Source organism: Mycobacterium sp. 2-64 (assembly GCF_035918375.1).
Classification (GTDB): domain Bacteria; phylum Actinomycetota; class Actinomycetes; order Mycobacteriales; family Mycobacteriaceae; genus Mycobacterium; species Mycobacterium intracellulare.
This window is the reverse complement of sequence record NZ_CP142361.1, coordinates 5,468,619-5,485,664: the sequence shown is the minus strand read 5'-3', so window position 1 is coordinate 5,485,664 and position 17,046 is coordinate 5,468,619. Positions and strand designations below refer to the sequence as shown.

Annotated in this window: 15 protein-coding genes and 2 pseudogenes; 11 read left to right on the top strand and 6 right to left on the bottom strand. The window is 63.1% G+C overall.

Annotation, left to right across the window (positions count from 1 at the left end):
* The first annotated feature begins 70 nt into the window (after nt 1–70).
* Both QGN31_RS25775 and QGN31_RS25770 read left to right on the top strand, forming a co-directional pair.
* Complete coding sequence (locus tag QGN31_RS25775) at nt 71–928, top strand: HpcH/HpaI aldolase/citrate lyase family protein (RefSeq protein ID WP_014940969.1); 858 nt, start codon at nt 71–73, stop codon at nt 926–928.
* Nucleotides 925–2,106 (top strand): annotated as a pseudogene (locus tag QGN31_RS25770) (acetyl-CoA hydrolase/transferase C-terminal domain-containing protein). The gene QGN31_RS25775 and the pseudogene QGN31_RS25770 overlap by 4 nt, the downstream one beginning before the upstream one ends.
* 303 nt (nt 2,107–2,409) lie before the next feature.
* On the opposite strand, the pseudogene QGN31_RS25765 reads toward QGN31_RS25770, so the two are convergent.
* Both QGN31_RS25765 and QGN31_RS25760 read right to left on the bottom strand, forming a co-directional pair.
* Nucleotides 2,410–2,557 (bottom strand): annotated as a pseudogene (locus QGN31_RS25765) (acyl-CoA dehydrogenase family protein); the annotation flags it as partial.
* A gap of 330 nt (nt 2,558–2,887) precedes the next feature.
* Nucleotides 2,888–3,529, bottom strand: coding sequence for a TetR/AcrR family transcriptional regulator (locus QGN31_RS25760; protein WP_233425301.1), 642 nt, complete (start codon nt 3,527–3,529; stop codon nt 2,888–2,890).
* Between the two features lie 369 nt (nt 3,530–3,898).
* Here QGN31_RS25760 and QGN31_RS25755 point away from each other — a divergent pair, with 369 nt between their 5' ends.
* From QGN31_RS25755 to QGN31_RS25740, 4 genes are all read left to right on the top strand, one after another.
* Nucleotides 3,899–4,771, top strand: a complete 873-nt coding sequence (locus tag QGN31_RS25755; protein WP_014940971.1) for an SDR family oxidoreductase — start codon at nt 3,899–3,901, stop codon at nt 4,769–4,771.
* Nucleotides 4,768–5,427 carry an NUDIX hydrolase gene (locus QGN31_RS25750; protein ID WP_014940972.1) on the top strand — a complete coding sequence of 220 codons (660 nt, stop codon included), beginning with the start codon at nt 4,768–4,770 and terminating at the stop codon, nt 5,425–5,427. The genes QGN31_RS25755 and QGN31_RS25750 overlap by 4 nt, the downstream gene beginning before the upstream one ends.
* Before the next feature lie 93 nt (nt 5,428–5,520).
* On the top strand, nt 5,521–6,015 hold the full coding sequence (locus tag QGN31_RS25745; RefSeq protein ID WP_043954227.1) for a flavin reductase family protein: 495 nt from the start codon (nt 5,521–5,523) through the stop codon (nt 6,013–6,015).
* Nucleotides 6,016–6,628: 613 nt separating this feature from the next.
* Complete coding sequence (locus QGN31_RS25740) at nt 6,629–7,495, top strand: hypothetical protein (protein WP_014940975.1); 867 nt, start codon at nt 6,629–6,631, stop codon at nt 7,493–7,495.
* A 45-nt stretch (nt 7,496–7,540) separates the two neighbouring features.
* On the opposite strand, the gene QGN31_RS25735 is transcribed toward QGN31_RS25740, so the two are convergent.
* From QGN31_RS25735 to QGN31_RS25720, 4 genes are all read right to left on the bottom strand, one after another.
* Entirely contained in the window at nt 7,541–8,458 is a 918-nt protein-coding gene (locus QGN31_RS25735) for an adenylate/guanylate cyclase domain-containing protein (RefSeq protein ID WP_014940976.1), read from the bottom strand.
* Nucleotides 8,459–8,573: 115 nt separating this feature from the next.
* Nucleotides 8,574–9,488: a hydroxymethylglutaryl-CoA lyase gene (locus QGN31_RS25730; RefSeq protein ID WP_043954231.1), complete on the bottom strand. Its 915-nt coding sequence runs from the start codon at nt 9,486–9,488 to the stop codon at nt 8,574–8,576.
* Nucleotides 9,489–9,490: 2 nt separating this feature from the next.
* Nucleotides 9,491–10,702 carry a CaiB/BaiF CoA transferase family protein gene (locus QGN31_RS25725; RefSeq protein WP_014940978.1) on the bottom strand — a complete coding sequence of 404 codons (1,212 nt, stop codon included), beginning with the start codon at nt 10,700–10,702 and terminating at the stop codon, nt 9,491–9,493.
* 48 nt (nt 10,703–10,750) lie between these two features.
* Entirely contained in the window at nt 10,751–12,892 is a 2,142-nt protein-coding gene (locus tag QGN31_RS25720; protein ID WP_237394103.1) for a transketolase-like TK C-terminal-containing protein, read from the bottom strand.
* Nucleotides 12,893–13,602: 710 nt separating this feature from the next.
* On the opposite strand from QGN31_RS25720, the gene QGN31_RS25715 reads away from it, so the two are divergent.
* The 5 genes from QGN31_RS25715 to QGN31_RS25700 all read left to right on the top strand — a co-directional run bounded on the left by QGN31_RS25715 (nt 13,603) and on the right by QGN31_RS25700 (nt 16,964).
* The gene (locus tag QGN31_RS25715; RefSeq protein ID WP_014940980.1) at nt 13,603–14,532 is read left to right on the top strand and encodes a PDR/VanB family oxidoreductase; all 930 of its coding nucleotides are present in this window, start codon (nt 13,603–13,605) and stop codon (nt 14,530–14,532) included.
* A gap of 39 nt (nt 14,533–14,571) precedes the next feature.
* Entirely contained in the window at nt 14,572–15,771 is a 1,200-nt protein-coding gene (locus QGN31_RS25710; RefSeq protein WP_014940981.1) for a cytochrome P450, read from the top strand.
* 2 nt (nt 15,772–15,773) lie between these two features.
* Nucleotides 15,774–15,968 carry a ferredoxin gene (locus QGN31_RS26400; RefSeq protein ID WP_083862977.1) on the top strand — a complete coding sequence of 65 codons (195 nt, stop codon included), beginning with the start codon at nt 15,774–15,776 and terminating at the stop codon, nt 15,966–15,968.
* Nucleotides 15,969–16,071: 103 nt separating this feature from the next.
* The gene (locus tag QGN31_RS25705) at nt 16,072–16,725 is read left to right on the top strand and encodes a VOC family protein (RefSeq protein ID WP_043954233.1); all 654 of its coding nucleotides are present in this window, start codon (nt 16,072–16,074) and stop codon (nt 16,723–16,725) included.
* Nucleotides 16,722–16,964, top strand: coding sequence for a hypothetical protein (locus QGN31_RS25700; RefSeq protein WP_014940984.1), 243 nt, complete (start codon nt 16,722–16,724; stop codon nt 16,962–16,964). The genes QGN31_RS25705 and QGN31_RS25700 overlap by 4 nt, the downstream gene beginning before the upstream one ends.
* Nucleotides 16,965–17,046 lie beyond the last annotated feature (82 nt).

Genomic DNA, 17,046 nt, shown 5'->3' with positions numbered 1-17,046 from the left:
GAGATCCCGCGAAACTCGTCGTGGACAAGATCGTGGTCAGCCATCAACCGGCGGTGCGGCAGTGACTGAGATGCACGACATCCTCACCGGCGCCCGCAGCTTACTGTTCGTGCCCGGTGACCGTCCCGATCGCTTCGCCAAGGCCGCCGCCAGCGGCGCCGACGCAATCGTGCTCGATCTCGAAGACGCCGTCGCCCCAGAGGCGAAGGGCAATGCGCGCGATGCCGTAGCCGAGTGGCTGGCCGCGGGCGCAACTAGCGTCGTCCGCATCAATGGAACCGGAACCGATTGGCACGACGAGGATCTCGCGATGGTTGCGCGTCGCGAGTGCGGCGTCATGGTCCCCAAAGCGCGTAGCGCTGCTCACCTCGCCGAAATCTCGGGTCAGCTACCTACCGACACACCGTTGATCGCGCTCATCGAAACGGCCCCGGGCGTGCTGGCCGCGGCCGAGATCTGCGCCGCAGACGCCGTGGCGCGTGCGGCGTTCGGCAGCGTCGACCTGGGCGCCGAGCTTGGCATTGATCCCGACGACCATGACTGCCTGCAGTACGCGCGTAGCGCGCTGGTAATGGGCTCCGCTGCCGCCGGACGCGCAGCGCCGCTGGATGGAGTAACGACAGCGGTGCACAACGACGGAGCCGTAAGTGCCGATGCCGCTCGTGCCGTGCGGCTGGGATTCGGTGGGAAACTGTGCATTCATCCCCGGCAGGTGGGCATCGTCAACTCTTGTTTCAGTCCATCGGCGGACGAACTGGCGTGGGCCCGACGGGTAGCTGCTGCCGCCGCTGACGGCGGAGTACGGACAGTTGATGGCCGCATGGTTGACAAGCCGGTGATCGACCGCGCGGCCCGCATCCTGGCGCGCACGGATGAGGCTTTCTCCCGCGAGACGAGCGTCGGCTACCTAAGCCGCGTGCAGCAATGACATTGTCGACGAAGCTGCGTCAGCTTGCCGGCCCCCAGGTGACTATCGCTCTTGGTGACGGGGTTGGCGCACTGAACACCTTATAGAACATGGCCTCTGCGTGGGCGAGACGCTCAGCCGGTTCGCCGCGGACACAGATTCGGTGACCTTTGTTCTGGGATGGAATCCGGTCCTGCCGCCGAGGTTTGGCACCCGACGCCTTCACTCGTATCGTCACCCTGATGCCAGGATGGGGCATGCGAAAGTTATTGGCTCAGCCGGTCACCCGGTCAGTTCCAACCAGGATGGCCGCGATTCCTGCGCTACTGGTAGGACATCTTTGCCCCGACTTGCTGATCACCCGGATGACTCGCATCGGCGATGGTCTGCAATTTTGCACAGAGGTGTCCTGGCAGCAGGCACTTGTTGACGCCGGGGTGGCGCTGTGGGTAGTGCTCGACGAGGCCGCACCAATAGCCAGTGCTCAGGCACCCATAGGACTGGACGCGGTCACCGTCGTCGGGCACGCCGGCGACTTTTCGGCCGAAATACCTTCTCGCCCAGCAGATCCAGTCTATACCGTGTTGGCCGACTGAGTTCTGCGGTTCATCCCGGAGGGAGCAACTCTGCAATACGGCCCAGGACAACTGGGCACCGCAATCTTGCAGCGCGCAAGAAAACCGTTATCGATCGACACCGGCTATCTCACCGACGCCGTCATCGACCTGGAACGGCAGGGTCTGTTGGTAGGTCGGCCCTCTGCGACCTACCTCTTCGGCAGCGCCGATCTCTACCGGTGGGCCGACCGAAAACCAATTTTGCGTGGCGTCGATTACACCCATGATGTCACTCGGCTATCTCGTGGGGCGCCGTTCGTGGCGGTCAATACGGCTATCGAGATCGATCCCGTGGACCAGATCAACGTGGAAGGCGTCGCGGAGAACGTCGTGGGCGGCATTGGCGGCCACCCCGATTATTGCACCGCCGCGCGGCTCAATCGCCGTGGCCTGTCGATCATCGCCGTTCCCGCGCGCTTTAAGGGACGCTCACCCTTTGTCGAACAGCTGAGCCGGCCAGTCTCCACCGCCGCGCACGATATCGAAGTGATCGTTACCGAATTCGGCCATGCCGATCTGCGTTCGGCCGATTGGCCTGAACGACGGCGTTTCATCGAGGATCTATTCGAGCGATCCGCTTAAACGATGCCTTGGTCGCAACCTCCTGGTTGACGAGTGGCTAAGCGGCATACGGACTTAATCACGAACCCAGCTGGAGGCATATCGTCGCAGCAACCTTGCTACCGCCGTTAGCACGGAGACGCATTGCCATAGCGCATGTTGGTGCCGCGACACCGTCCGTTGCGCGCAGGTACTGGACAGCACATGGTGGAGAGCGGTTGGCAAGTGGGTGCATCCTGTTGCGGTGCGCTGCAATAGCAGCCACCACGGTGACAAAGCCCAGACCGCATTCCCGCTTGGCGGCTCGGTCGCACCGCCTTGTGCTCAGGTGGCGGCGATGTCTCGCCCGATGATCTTTTTCCATTATTTCGGCGGTGCCGCCGTAGATCGTTTGAATACGGGTATCGAGATACGCTCGTGCTACCGGGTATTCGGTCATATACCCGTAGCCGCCGTGCAATTGTAGGCAGCGGCCGGCGTTGTAGGCCAACACGGATCTGTCTACGTATGCCTGAGCGATGTCGATCTCCGTCGACATTTCGGCAAGTTCGAATCGCACGTGTTGTTTGTCGGTCAATGCGAACAGCTGTGGAGCAGGGTGAGATCGACTCGGCCTCAGTGACGCCATGGAGCGTACAGATTGGCCCGGCGCTCGTCAGCCAGCACTTCGTTGTCACCGGGCGACCGCCGACTCGGCGGGAGTTGATCCTCATCTTGGACACTGTCATGCGACCTCGGGCCGCCGAACCGATTGGCGATCGATGACGCGGGTATTTCGCGAACGCCTCGAGGCGACCGAAGACTAAATCGGCTCGGGCTGCTCGGATTCAGCGATGAGGCGTTCGAGATAGTCCAGGTCGCGGCGCAACAGGTCCACCGCCGCGCGGGGGCCGCTGGCGGCCGCTGCCGGTTCGCCCGCCCGAACCAGGCTTGCGACCGCCAGATCGGCGATATCGGCGGCGACAATCTCGGCACTGGTCGCGTCATCTTTGTGAAACCACCACGCGACCCAGTTACACATGCCGATGATCTGCAATGCCGCCATCCGCGGCTCCACGTGGCGGAAGTGGCCGGTGTCGACGCCATCACGGATCACGCCGATGAGTATGCGCAGCATTGCGCGCTTGGTCGTTTCGTGGATCGTGGCCAGATCGGCCGGAAGCGCCGCTTCGGAGCGCGCCAGCAGGACAAACCGCGACGGTTGCCGTGCTCGGTTGAGCGCCAAGATTTCGGCGATCTGCGAGAGCTTCGCGACCGGGTCCAAGGCCGCGTTTTCTGCGACCTCGCGAATCTGTGCGGTGTTGCCCGCGGTGATCTCGGCGATGAGTCGAGCCAGTAAGTCGTCCTTGCTCTTGACGTAGTAGTAGAGCGCAGGCCGGGTGATGCCCATTGCGTCGGCGATGTCCTGCAAGCTGGTGCCGGCAAAACCGCGCTGCGCGAACAATTCGGTTGCGGTGGCATACATCCGGTGCTCGACGAGGTCTCGACGCAGACTCGATGAGGTCTCTTCTGAGCGTTGCCGCTTGAGGCGAGCAGGCCTGGCGCCGTCGGAGGGTGTCACCATCTCCCCGCTCTTGTCGCGCCGGGTCTACCGAATGCGGAACCCAGCAAGTTGATCAGCAGCTTACGCTGGGGACTAATTCTTGACCAATTCGTTGACGATCCTGACATGCGCCGCTATCCTTCAGGGCCGGCGACGGATGCTCGAAATGACTGACCTGGCGACGGTGAGGGACTCGGACGCGAGCGCACACGCGGCCCCGTAGATCTGCCTGCACGGCCATTCGGTTAGCGGAGCGGGGAATGGAGTGCGGTGAGTGAGATCGTTCTCATCGGTGCGGCGGGCACGGCCGGTCTACGTCTGGTCCGCGCCCTCAACGCTGCGCGGGCCGACTATCGCGTGGTCAGCCATAGCGACGTGGGCGCGGCCCGGTTGGTGAAGGCAGGGGCGCCCAAACCTGTCGTCGCGGACCTGGGTGAGCCCGCGAGCTTGGCTCCGGCGTTGACGAATACCTCTGTGGTGTATGCAATCCCACCCGCCTTGCATCCTCGCGAGGATGAATACCTCATCAACGCCATTCGGGCGGCCGAAGCCGTCGGCGTGCAGCGATTCGTTTATCACTCCGTGCTGCACTCGAATACGCCCTTCCTACGAAACCATCAGCGCAAAGCCAGTGTCGAATGCGTGTTGCGCGCGAGTGCCTCGCTGAAATGGACCATCCTGCAACCGTCGATGTATGCGCAAGTGGCATTGGCGATGTTCGGCCCGACTCAGGACAGCACCGTGCGGGTCCCGTTCGACATCGACGCCAAAGTGTCAGTCATCGATCTCGATGACTGGGCTGCGGTCGCCTTGCGAACGTTGCTCGAGCCCGGTGCGCATGACTACGCGGGCTACGAGTTAGCCGGTCCCGCCACGACGATGCGAGAGGCGGCCCGCGCGCTCGGTCGGGCGCGCGGAAGGGACCTGCATGCCTGCACGGTTCCAGTTGCCCAAGGCCCCCTGCCGCCCCGAGCGATTGAAGACCCGGTGGCGGCCGCTGACATGATCTCCACCTACGCCCACTACGACCGCCACGGGTTTCGCGGTAACCCGTTCATGCTCACCCAGCTCCTGCGACGACCGCCGGCAACGATCGACGACGTGGCCGCAAGGGAGTACGGTCCGCCGCCGACCGCGCCGTGACGGACTCACCAACCGACATCGATGTCGACGGCGCAGGCCGGCAAGTTCGGCCAGAGCGTTCGAACCTGGCTCGCGAAGCCATCATCGCTGCGCTGCAACGCTTCTCGCATTGGGCGTTCGACGGCGGCGGGCTGCGACGAGCAACCGTGGTGATTGTCGTTCACCGTCGGGGCGAGGAATTCGGGATCTGGATCATCGAACGGGCGTCGGGACTGCGTCATGCGCCCGGCCAATACGCATTGCCGGGCGGGCGGTCTGAACCGGGCGAGGACGTCATCGCCACCGGTCTACGCGAACTCGAAGAAGAAACGGGGATCGTGTTGGGGCGCCACGATGTGTTGGGGCGCCTTGATGACTATGTAACGCGCTCCGGCCATCTCATCAGCACGATCGTGTGCTGGGCAGAATCTCACCCGACGATTCGTCCGAATCCTGGCGAGGTCGCTCGCGCGTACTTCGTGCCGCTAACCGATCTGCTGGTGACACCGCGATTTCCGCGCGATCCCCAGACTGGCCTCCTGTTGATCGAGTTCCCGCTGCTCGGCGTCATCATCCACGCCGCGACCGGAGCCTTGCTGTATCAGTTCGCGGAGGTGGTGCTGCGCGGGCGCCACACCCGCGTGGCGGCAATCGTAGAGCCACGGATCGAGACGTGACGGGCCGAACCTCGCCCTCCGCGCCCGAAATCGCGCAATACGGTAGCGTTGAATAATTGGCGTATCCGTTGAAATGGTTAGAGGGGTGACGCGGTGGGTCCAGCTGGCGTAGGAACCGACCAACTCTCGCTCCGCGCTGCGTATGGCCACTTTCCTTCGGGGGTGGTCGCCGTGGCCGCGGCAGTCGACGATCAGCCGGTGGGATTTGCCGCGAGCACATTCGTGCCGGTATCCCTGGATCCACCGCTGGTGGCGTTCTTCGTACAGAATACGTCGACCACCTGGCCGAAGCTGGTCGCCCGGCCGCGGCTCGGCCTGAGCCTGCTCGCAGAAGACCACGAGGATGCTGCACGGTTGCTGGCGGCCAAGAGCGGCGACCGATTCGTGAAGCTAACCACGGTGACCGCCGAGACGGGTGCGGTGTTCCTCGAAGGGACCAGTGCCTGGCTGGAGACGGCGATCCACGAGCTCGTCAGTGTCGGTGACCACACCATGGTGGTGCTTTCGGTTCTGGGCGTGACTCTTTACTCCGACGTGCAACCGATCATCTTTCACCGCAGTGGCTTTCACCGTTTGGCTGCGCGATGAGCAGGGTGCGTCGACTCTCGGGCAACGCGTACTAGCCGAGTAATTTCGCTCGAATCTCGTCGAGCTTGTCCGGGACGATCCGGCGCCCCGTCCTCGGGTATCCGTTGAGCCGCCGTACCGGGAGGACGGCCTCCCGTCGCACCGGTCTGCCGATGGCCGGCTACCCGGAACGGGTCCCGGCGCTGTCACGGAATTTTGCCGAGCGCAGCAGCGAATCATCCTGCGCCACTTGCTCGACCGCCGCTGCTGCGCGAGGTCCGAAGATGGCGCAGTGCAGCTGGGCGAAACTCTGGATGATGCCGCGGAGGAGACCGAGACGACGCATGAGACCGCTCTTTGGCTGATATACATCTGACGGCGCGTCGGTTCGGGACGCAGGCCCGAAAATGATTCCACATTAGGAATCATCAGGACGCAGTGCCGCGTTGGGCACCCTTTGAGGCAGGGATACAGACCCTGGGCGACCGTCGAATGAATTGAGGTTCATCCTTGAAAATACGTTCAGCACGAAGCTAAGCTGACCCAGAGCGGGGCTTAAAACCTCGAACAGCCCACCAAAGGGCCGCACGATTCCTGATTGAGCATCCACGCACAGACGGGTGATGAGACGACAATGACCTCGCATTACGAGATCGTGGCCGCGCGCGCCGTTCCCGCGCACCCTCAGACTCCAATGCCGTTCATGCCCGAGGTGCTGTTCACGATCTTCCTGGGAGTGCCCGTTCTGATCGGCTGTTTCTTCGCCGTCAAACACCTGCTGAACGGGCGTGGTCCGCTGTTGACGTACTGCCTGATCGGCGGCGGGATTGCGTGCCTGTTCGAGCCGATCGTCGACACCCTCGGTCTCTGCTATATCCGGCAGGGAGCAGCTACGACGACGTTTTACTCGATGGGCAGAGACTTCCCGTTGTTCATCAACTTCGTCTACATCTGGTACGTCGGGGGACTGGCCTACCTCGCCTATCGAATCTTCAACGTGGGAATCACCCGCCGGATGGTGTTCGCCATCTACCTGATCGATGTGTTCATCAACATCTGGCTGGAAAGTCCGGGAGTCCTGATGGGGGCCTACGAGTACTACGGTCCGCAACCGCTGAACTTCTGGGGGCTCCCGCTGTGGTGGGTGTGCGTGAATCCCCTCATGCCACTCACCGCGGGCACTCTGATCTATCGATTGCGGCCACACCTGCCGGGTTGGAGGTTGGCGCTCGTCATCGCCTTCATACCGATGGCCGACGGAATCGGTAACGGCGCGGCCGCATGGCCAGTGTGGACGGCACTCAACCGCAGCGCACCACTATGGGTGACCCATCTGGCTTGGTTGGTCACACTCGGGTTGGCTCTGACCTTCGTGTGGGCGTTGTCGTTCGTTGTCGGTCGCGCCGAAGACGAGGTGCATGTCAGATCGAAATTGGGACTACTCAAAGCCGCGCTGGGTGGTTCGATTGACCACGGGGAGCTGGCGACCGCCGGCGCGTGACCGCCGGCGCCTCGCCCTACGTCAGAGCGGTCGAGTCCGGGCCGGTTAGCGGCCGCACGCCTTCAGAACTCCGGGCGTCACGCTGCCGAAACCCTTCACGTCAGTGACTGGGAGCGGCTGGATCTCGAAGCCCGCGACCGTTGCCAAGGCGGCCATCATCGACGGTCCGACCACGATCTGGTTGGGGGCGGCCATTGCGGTGAGTCGACTCGCAAGATTCACTGTGTCACCGAATAGATCCCCGCCGTGGGTGATGACTGGCCCGTATTCGACTCCAATCCGTATTCCGGGGACACGGCGCCGCTTGACGTTCTCGGCTATCCGGTGCGCGATGGTAGCTGCGACGGAAGGGGAGTCGGCGGCAAAAAAGATTTCGTCACCGATCGACTTCACTATCCGTCCGCCGTAGGCAGTGATGAGGTTGCCTGCTCGCTCCTCGAATCGAGCGACGAGACTGGTGAGTTCGCGATCTGAGAGTTGGCGACTGAGATGCGTGAAGGAAACGAGGTCTGCAAATCCGACGGCAATGCTGCTGCGTGGACCGCGCCGTTGAAGCACCGGCAGCGCGGCGGTGACCTGTCGTCGCCAGCTGTAGACCAGAAGGCTCTCCATGTCGCTCAGCGCACGGATGAGTTCCTCAGTGCCGACGGCGAATGTGCGTTCAGCCCCATCGGCGTCGGGCGGGAGCGGATCGAGCATCGCCTCGACGAATGCGCGCGCTACCCGTGCCGTTGACCCACCCAGCGATCGAGTTATGTGCAGTGCGTGGCTCTCGTCGAGGATGCCGTCGGAAATGAGAAGGAGTAGGCGCCGTAGCGCATCACCGTCGGCAGCGGTGAATTCTGCGGCACCCTCCTCGGGGTTGGCCAACCCGAGCGCGCGCCAGAAACGCCGGGCTCGGTACACCGGAACGTCTGCTGCGGCGGCGATCTCGTAGCTGGTGAACTCCCGCGGCGCACCCAAGATCGCATCAGTTAGGAGCTCGGTGTGGCGTGCACCGCTGGCGCTGTGGGGCCCGGCGTCCGCTGGTTCTGCGCCTACACCGTCGGACACTGGCCGGCCTACACGTCGCTAGCCGTCAGGCGAGCCGCAGCATGGCCGGTGGCTTGTTGGCACGCGCGAGGGACGAATCGAGTTGGTGCCCAACCAATTGGGTCAGTTCCTGGCGCGCGTCCGCCAGGCGATCTGGCTGAACGCCGGTAACGAAGCCTTCGCGATGCAGGAAGTGCACCAAATCATCGGCGCCGATGTTGCCGGCGGCTCCTGGTGCGAAGGGGCAGCCGCCAAGACCCCCGAGCGCGGCGTCGAACCTTCGGATTCCAAGTTGCAACCCCTCCCAGACGTTGGCGGCCGCCATGCCGTAGGTGTTGTGCAGGTGCAGTCCCAGTGGCACATCGGTGTACTCAGCGCTGACGGCGCTGATTGTGCGTCTGATATCGCCGGGTGACGCCGCGCCAATCGTGTCGGCGAGATGCAAGACATCGATGCCGGTATGCGTAAGTCGCTCAGCGACCCGCAACACCCGTTGGACCGGGGTGTCGCCGTCGAAGGGACAGACAAAAGCGGTGGCGATGGTGGCTTCGAGGTGTACATCGTTGTCGCGCAACAGTTCTGCGGCTTCATCGACGCGGTCGAGTGCATCAGAGGTCGAGACGCCCGCGTTGGCATGGCTGTGCCCGTCGCTGGCCGACACGACGAATCGCACGTTGCGGCATCCGCTGGCGATGGCACGCTGGGCGCCTTTCAGGTTGAACACCAGCGCATGCAGGGTCACCGGAAGGTCGCCGAGCTGGTGCACCACCTCCGCGGAGTCGGCCATGGCCGGTACCTTGGCCGCATTGACGAAGGCACCGACTTCGAGCTGGGTGAAGCCGGCATCGACGAGTCGATGAGCGAAGGCCACCTTCTTGTCGGTGGGGACGATCACGGGCTCGATCTGCAGACCGTCCCGGAGCGAGACCTCGGTGACCACCACTGTGTCGTCTGCAGGCATCGCTATATCACTCCTTGTTCGCGCAGTTCGTTTTCGGCTTCACTGTCGAAGCCCAGTTCGCGGAGAACTTCGCTGGTGTGCGCTCCCAGGTCCGGTCCAAGCCATCGTGTGGCGCCGGGGCGGTTCTGCAGCGCCGGCACGATCCCTGGGAACACGACCGGCTGCGGGCGATCATGCCCGATATCGACGCAGTGTGTTTCCAGCATCCCTCGGTCAGCGAAGTGCGGGTCGGCAAGGATGTCGCTGGCTTGATATATCGGACCGGAAGGTACTGCGGCTCTTTCGAGTTCGGCGAGGATATGGTCGGACGGCAGGGTCGCCGCCCAGCCTGCGATCGCGTCCTCCAATTCCTGATTGTGGGCCACCCGCCCGGCGTTGTCGGAAAGCTCTGGGTTCTGCGCGAGGTCGGGGCGTCCGATTGTGTTCATCAACCGCTTGAAGATGGCGTCGCCGTTACCGCTGATGACCACGTATTTGCCATCGGCACAGGCGAAGGTGTTCGACGGAGAGATGCCGGGTAGTCCGGCTCCCTCTGGCGCGCGGCGGATACCGAAGGCGTCGTGGTCGGGCACCAGCGACTCCATCAGCGAGTACACGGCTTCATAGAGCGCAACATCGACAACTTCGCCGCTGGGCTCGCGGCCTCGTTGCAGTAAGCCCATCAACGCGCCGATCACCGCGTAGAGGCCGGAGACGGTGTCGGCAAGGCTGACGCCTACCCGCACCGGTGGGCGATCGGGGTAACCGACGACATGGCGCAGGCCGCCGATGGCTTCAGCGACGCCACCGAATCCAGGCCTGTCGCGGTACGGTCCGGTTTGCCCATAGCCCGAGATGCGGACGAGGACGGCTTGGGGATTCCTTTGTTTGATCTCGCTGGGTCCAAGGCCCCATTTCTCGAGCGTGCCCGGTCGGAAATTCTCGAGGATCACATCGGATTTCTCGATCAGCCGCAGGGCGACCTGCTTGCCTTGCGGCGTCCCGACATCCAGGGTGATGCTGCGCTTGTTGCGGCCGAGGGTGCGAAACAGCAGTGACGTCGAACCTGCGTGCAGCCGCCACCGACGCAGTTCGTCTCCGACTCCAGGCCGCTCGACTTTAATGACGTCGGCGCCGAAATCGGCGAGGATCCGGCCGGCCGTGGGAGCAGCGATGAAATTGCCGAGTTCGAGGACGCGTATCCCGGCGAGCGGACCCATGAGATTCTCGGTCATCGTTCCTTCTGTGGGGTGTGGTCGGGAGAATGCGCAGGTTGGTTCCGGTCAGTCCTGAAGGTCCAGAGCTGCCCGGACGATGCTGTCGGTATCGATGCTGTGGTAGCGATACACGGCGTCCAGAGACCCGACCTGTCCAAACTTGCTGACTCCCAAGGATTTTGTCGGCACCCGGTTGATCGTCGATATAAATGCCAACGTGTGGGGGTGCCCATCTAGAACGGTCACCATAGGTGCAGCGCGGTGCGCGGGGAACACCTGGTCGACGATCCACGAGGGCGCATCGGCGAGACCTCGTCGGGCCTGAACGGCCTCGAAGAGCCGACTTGGGCACGTGACGACGATGACCTCGCAATGCACCCCAAGTTGCTCCAATCGGGCTGCGGCGTCAAGGGCTTCGGTCACGACGGCACCCATTGACACGATCGTCGCCTGCGGGTTGGAGCAGGCTCGAATGGTGTACGCGCCGGCCAGGACATGCTGGCGGCGACGTTCCCGCGCGGCCGGGTCGGTTGGTAAATCGGCGAGCTCCTGCTTGACCGGACGCGTCGAGAGGCGCAAGTAGGCGGATTCGCCGTCGGGGCGCCCCAATCGAGACAGGGCGTGCAACAACATCCACTCGACCTCGATGGCGAAAGCCGGCTCGTAGCTCTGGCAGCCCGGTTGCTCCAAACCGATCGATGGTGTCTTGATCGACTGGTGCGCGCCACCTTCGGCGGCCAACGTCACACCGGAGGGCGTGCCGACGAGAATAGATTGCCCACCGGCGTAAATGCCGTAGGACCATGGCTCGAGCGCGCGCTCCACGAACGGGTCGTACAAGACACCGATTGGCAATAGCGGTTCTCCCCAACGGCTCCAGGTGGCGCCGAGTTCGCCGATGAGTCCGACGAGATTCGTCTCAGCGATGCCGAGCTCCATGTGTTGGCCGGTTGGTCTTTCGCGCCAATGCATGATGGTTTCCGCGTCGTCGGCGAACCAATCGAGCCGCTCGGCCGCCGACCACACGCCGACTTTGTTCAACCAGCCGGCCAGATTGGTGCTCGAGCTGACGTCGGGGCTGACGGTGACGACCCGGCGGGCGGCCTCGGGGGCCTCGCGGGTCAGGTCGAGCAGAGTACGCCCAAGGGCCGCCTGGGTGGTGGTGACGGCTAGCGGAGTACGTCCGATCTCTACGGGCAGTGCCGGCGGCGAATTGCGCTTGCCGATCGAGCGGCGTAACCGCCGAGCGGCGGCCTCGCAGATCTGGCCCTCTGGAGTGCCGGACGCAAACTTTGACCATGGGTGAGCAGCATCCTGGCCGGTGGCTGCCGCGAGTTGCTCGAACTGCTCCACGCTCAGTAGCGACGAGTGATTCTGCGGATGTCCTTGCGTGGGAAGGCCGAACCCCTTGATCGTGTAGGCGATGATGATCGTGGGGCGAGTGTCGTCGATCTGTGCGAACGCATTGCGCAGGGCCGTGAGGTCGTGCCCACCGAGGTTGCTGATGGCCGCGACGACGGTCTCGTCGTCGAGTGCGCTGATAAGTTGCGCGATCGCCGCCGAGCCGGGGCCGTCACCCGGCAGTCGGGCGCGCAACTCGTCAGCCGGACAGCGCAGCAGGCGCTGGTATTCGGGGTTGGCCATCTCGACGATGCGGGTTCTCAGCTCCGCACCGCCCGGGCGGGTGAACAGTTCTTCTAGCAGCGCACCGAATTTGACATTGATCACCTGCCAGCCGGCGGCGTCGAACATCGTCGCCAGTCTGCCGGCGGCTATGTTGGGAACGACGCGGTCCAGCGATTGACGATTCATGTCGACGATCCAGACGATTTCGCCCAGCTCTTGAACAGATGGATCCAGAATCGCTTCCCAGACCGCACCCTCGTCCAGTTCGGCGTCTCCGACGAGCGAATACTGGCGACCGGTGCCGGTGCTGCCGAAGTTCGCGTCGACGTACCGGCGCGCGAAGGCCCCCCAGATGGGCGCGGTGGCGCCGATGCCGACTGATCCCGTCGAATAGTCGACGGGATCAGGATCCTTCGACCGGCTGGGATAGCTTTGCAGCCCACCGAAATCGCGCAGCGTGGTCAGGTACTTCGCATCGAGCCAACCAAGCAGGTAGTTGATCGCGTGCAGGACCGGCGACGCATGCGGCTTGACCGAGACCCGGTCACCTTCTCGGAGTTCTTCGAAGTAGAGCGCGGTCATTATCTCGACCATCGACGCGGATGAACTCTGGTGCCCACCGACTTTCAGCCCGCTGGGGTTTGGCCGGACGTGGTTGGCGTGATGGACGATCGCAGTTGCCAGCCACCGCACGTGGTCGGCGATCCGCTGAAGGGGTTCGGTTGTTGACGTCGTGTGGTCATCAACTTGAGCAGTTGTCACGGGCGCTCCTGGCGGGCAAGTAGGGCAGGTTCATGCGGACGTGTCAGGCGATGCGCCCGGCACCCGACGCCGCGGGTGGATCGGGGCCGGCCGGGGCCCGGAAGGCGCATGCACGATGTGCGATGCAGGATCCGGCCAGCGTTCGCAGCGTTCCCCGCAGTACGGTTTTCAGGCTCGAACAATCAGCACCTCTTGTCTGTTGTCACGCGCAATTGGCCGTTGGTGACGCCGGCCGCGGCCGCGGGTTTACAGTGTGCCTCGGCCCTGACTTTTTTGTCGAAAAATAATCATACTCGTAGAACGATCGAAGTTGGTGCGCGGTAGCGGGGAGACTGACCGGTATCGGCACCGATCACTCGAGCGACCCACGGCCACCTCCTGGCGGCCCCGTCGCTGTTCGACGCCCGCATAGCCCAATGCATTGCTACGGCAACGTCGAATAGTTTACTATCGCTTCAATGACTGTGACCCACACCTCACGGACCCCCACGGGTGCGGCCGCGCCACCCGGGGGCGAGGCCGTTGCAGAAATGACCGTCGAGAGCGTCGAGCACGCCGCTGCCGACGTCATCAAGCTCACCTTACGAGCCGAAGACAGCGGGCCGCTGCCAATCTGGACTCCGGGATCACACGTCGATGTGATCATCGACGAGGCAACCGTTCGCCAGTACTCACTGTGCGGAGACCCCGACGACGTTCGCCGATGGCAGATTGCGGTGCGTCGAGTGCCCGACGGCCGAGGGGGATCCATTCGACTGCACGACCAAGTGACTGAGGGGTCGGTGCTGACTGTCCGCGGCCCGCGGAATGGCTTTCCGCTCGTCAGCGACGCTCCACGATATGTCTTTCTCGCCGGCGGCATAGGCATCACGCCGCTGCTACCCATGATGGCCGAGCTTGCGCGCCGAGGCGCGAACTGGCAGTTGTACTATGGCGGGCGGACACGCGCAGCGATGCCCTTTCTCGCCGAGCTCTCCAGTTACGGAACCAGAGTCGTGAGCCGCCCTGAAGACGAAGAGGGCCTGCTTGACCCCCAAGCTATATGTGCTGAGCTAGAGTCGGGGACGGCGGTGTACTGCTGCGGCCCGGAGCCGATGATCGAAGCCACGGAGCAAATTTGCGAGACCCGAGACGACGTGACACTGCACGTCGAACGCTTCGCGCCCAGGCAGAACGCGATACTCGAGCCCGAGTCGGCATTCGAAGTCTATTGCAGTACTTCAGATCTCACTCTTACCGTGCCTCCCGGTAAATCCATTCTCGAAGTCGCCCAAGAAGCCGGACTCGAGCTGCTCAGCTCATGCATGGAAGGCACCTGCGGCACCTGCGAGGTAGATGTTCTCGAAGGCCTACCAGACCATCGGGACTCGTTTCTCAGCCCTCAGGAGCGCGCGTCGAACGAGTCGATGATGATCTGCGTATCACGCTGCCTCGGCACAAAATTGACTATCGATATCTGAACCCAGCGACCCAGTAATTCGAGTGAAAGGCCACCCCCGTTGTCCGCGTCCCACGAAGACCTCATCGAGAAACTCCGCAATTTCTCCTCAGACGAGACCACCCCTGAACTCGCTTATGAACTGTTTGCGGAAGCCAGGGAAGCCTGCCCTGTCGGTCGCAGTGACAAGCAAGGTGGCTTCCGGCTCCTGCTGAACTACGACGACGTCAAGGCTGTCCAGGGTGACTGGAAGACCTACGCATCGTCACCGAGCGTGACGCGCCCGTTCGCCGAACGCCCCGCCTTTCCACCGCTGGAGCAGGATCCACCCGAACACACCTCATGGCGCGAGCTGTTCAGCCGGATATTGAACAACGAGACCGCCGCCCAGATAGAACCTCTTGTCCGGGCCGATGTCATCACACTGATCGACCGGCTGCGTGAGAGTGGCTCCTTCGATCTCGTCGCGGATTTCGCCGAGGAGTTGCCCTTGTTGGCGCTGTGTCACTTTCTCGGCTTCGACGCCGAGAAGCGGGATGCCGTCCGCGCGAAGGCACTAGAGATGGTGGGAAGCCTGGGCGACCAAGAGCTTGCGGGGGCCACTTTCATGGCCCTGGCTCAATTGGGTGTCGAAGAGGTCCTCGCGCGACGCGACCAGCCGCGCGACGACTTCCTCACCGAGTTGTCTACCGCCGAGATTGATGGCGAGTTGCTCAGTGTCGAGCAGATCGCCATGACCATGAGTAGTTTCCTCGTGGCCGGTCACGGCACCACCGTGGCGGCTCTGTCAAGTCTGCTGTGCGACGTTCTATCGGCACCCGAAGTGAAAGCTCGGCTCTCTGCCGACCACGACCTGATTCCCGTAGCCATCGAAGAGACACTGCGTCTCCACCCCCCCTTCTTCGGGTTATTCCGCCGTGCGGTCAAGCCGGCGACCATTGGTGACGCCGACATTGCCGAGAACGAGTCGGTGCTGTTGTGCTGGGCTGCGGCCAACCGTGATCCGAAGGTCTACGACGACCCCGATGCTTTTTCCCTGGACCGCAAGCAGTCTCGACGTAACAGGCACCTGACTTTCGGCTTCGGCATCCACGCCTGCCCCGGAGCGCCCATTGCCCGCATGCAGATGAAGGTGGCGCTCGAAGAGCTTCTGACGCGGGCCCCCGATATCGCCCTGGTCGATCCCGCGGCTGCGGTTTACGAGTTCCGCGGGACCGAAACCGCGGCGATCCCATCGCTTCCCGCGGTGTTCAAGTCGTGACCATGAAGGTGAGGATCGAGACCGGACTCTGTGAAGGCCACGGGCAGTGCGTAAGCGCAGCACCGCAGGTCTTCGACATGGCGGACTCCGACGAAATCGCACACGTCGTACTGGAAAGCCCCCCCGAGAGCATGCGAGGAGAAGTCGAATTCGCACAAAAGCTGTGCCCCACCAAAGCGGTCATCGTCGACGGATAAGCGCACACCGGGTTTTACGGATAAGACCAATAGTTGACGATGGTGTTGACGAGCGGTCCAGTGCCGCCTAGGCTGGACGACAGCAGCACCTGGATCGAGGAAGGTGGAACACGTGGCTGACAGCACGCCCACGGGGCTTGAGCACTTGGCGCGCGGCGTTGACCATGCGGCATTCCCGACGTTCGACCCCGCAGGCACCGTCCGCTTCTACCACGACATCTTGGGTTTTCCGATCGTGCACTCGGTCTGCGCAGTGGGCTGGGGTCCGGCGGACCACCCGGATTTCGTACACTTCTTCTTCGACATCGGCAAAGGCGATCGAATCGCGTTCTTCTATTACTTCGGGGTGGAGCGGTTCAGTCCCGACGGCGACGCGTACGCCACCCACGGCCCGGAAATTCCTGGGTTCTTCCGAGATTCCCGTCACTTGGCGATCCATGTGGATTCGGTTGACGTCCTCGAGGAATACCAACGCCGTATGCAGTCCAACGACTGGCGTGTCGAAATGCGGGTCAAGCACGAGACGATCGAGTCGATCTACACCCATGACCCCAACGGGTATCTCGTCGAATTCACCTATCCCACGAGGGCGACCACCGTTGCCGACGATGATGATGCCGAATTGACCGTGCGAGCTTTGCTCGATGTGGTGGCGTCGTCGGAAAAGCCTTCGCTGGCGGCGCTGTGGGCGCGCAAAGCCGAGCTTATCCTGAAACACAGCGAGGATATCTCGCCGGCCGCGGAGCTCATTCGGTGATCCGCCTGTATGTGCTCAACGCGCCCGAATTCAAGCCCGTCATCGACGAGGGCAGCGCCGTCGCCGACCATGCGCGGGTGATCGGCCACTACGTCGAGATCAGCAGTGAAGGCTCGTTGATCATCGACCGAAAGAAAGCGCGTGCGCGACGCGCAGTCTGGTTCAGCGCGATCGGCGCACTGAGCAACGGCAAGGTGACCCAGTTCGACAGCGACCAGCTGCATATCCAGCCGGAGTGACGACCGGCGAGAAATCGATCTGACGAGAGAACAACTTGCACCTCGGCAGCTCTTTGGCAATCAACCGCGATTACATTTCGGA

Bases quoted from the DNA above. Each gene is read 5' to 3' on its own strand.
- QGN31_RS25775 (WP_014940969.1), top strand. From the start codon at position 71: ATGCACGACATCCTCACCGGCGCCCGCAGCTTACTGTTCGTGCCCGGT.
- QGN31_RS25740 (WP_014940975.1), top strand. From the start codon at position 6,629: ATGACCTCGCATTACGAGATCGTGGCCGCGCGCGCCGTTCCCGCGCAC.
- QGN31_RS25730 (WP_043954231.1), bottom strand. From the start codon at position 9,488: ATGCCTGCAGACGACACAGTGGTGGTCACCGAGGTCTCGCTCCGGGAC.
- QGN31_RS25725 (WP_014940978.1), bottom strand. From the start codon at position 10,702: ATGACCGAGAATCTCATGGGTCCGCTCGCCGGGATACGCGTCCTCGAA.
- QGN31_RS25720 (WP_237394103.1), bottom strand. From the start codon at position 12,892: ATGACCGCGCTCTACTTCGAAGAACTCCGAGAAGGTGACCGGGTCTCG.
- QGN31_RS25715 (WP_014940980.1), top strand. From the start codon at position 13,603: ATGACCGTCGAGAGCGTCGAGCACGCCGCTGCCGACGTCATCAAGCTC.
- QGN31_RS26400 (WP_083862977.1), top strand. From the start codon at position 15,774: ATGAAGGTGAGGATCGAGACCGGACTCTGTGAAGGCCACGGGCAGTGC.